1 protein-coding gene is annotated in these 765 nt (G+C 67.6%); it reads right to left on the bottom strand.

Features of this window, described 5'->3' with window-relative positions; genetic code table 11:
- Positions 1 to 680: succinate--CoA ligase subunit alpha (sucD, locus tag GBZ26_RS29685; RefSeq protein ID WP_174441839.1), on the bottom strand; the 680-nt coding region annotated here is incomplete at its 3' end.
- Positions 681 to 765 lie beyond the last annotated feature (85 nt).

Here is a 765-nt window from a genome sequence, read left to right as displayed (position 1 = left end):
GTCCCGGAGTCGCGGATGAACTCCGCGCCCTTGACCTCGGCGTCGCCGCCGATCTCGCCGATCATGATGATGCCCTCGGTCTCCGGGTCCTTCAGGAACAGCTCCAGGCTGTCCACGAAGTTCGTCCCGTTGACCGGGTCGCCGCCGATGCCGATGCAGGTCGTCTGGCCCAGGCCCGCCGCGGTGGTCTGCGCCACCGCCTCGTAGGTCAGCGTGCCCGAGCGCGAGACGATGCCGATCTTGCCGCGCTTGTGGATGTGGCCGGGCATGATGCCGATCTTGCACTCGTCGGGCGTGATGATGCCCGGGCAGTTCGGCCCGATCAGACGGGTCTTGGAGTTGCCCAGCGCGCGCTTGACGCGCACCATGTCGAGCACCGGGATGCCCTCGGTGATGCACACCACCAGCGGGATCTCGGCGTCGATCGCCTCCAGGATGGCGTCGGCGGCGAAGGGCGGCGGCACGTAGATCACCGACGCGTTGGCGCCGGTCTTCTCGACCGCGTCGGCCACCGTGTCGAAGACCGGCAGGTCGAGGTGCTTGGTGCCGCCCTTGCCCGGGGTGACGCCGCCGACCATCTTGGTGCCGTAGGCGATCGCCTGCTCGGAATGGAAGGTGCCCTGGGCTCCGGTGAAGCCCTGGCAGATCACCTTCGTGTTCTTATCGACGAGAACAGCCATCTTACGCGGCCTCCTTCACGGCCTTGACCACCTTCTCGGCGGCGTCGGCGAGGTTGTCGGCCGACAGGATCGGCAAACCGGACTC

The organism is Azospirillum formosense (assembly GCF_013340925.1).
Lineage (GTDB): Bacteria > Pseudomonadota > Alphaproteobacteria > Azospirillales > Azospirillaceae > Azospirillum > Azospirillum formosense.
Note: the sequence above shows the minus strand (reverse complement) of the source record. Positions and strands in the feature narration are given on the sequence as shown.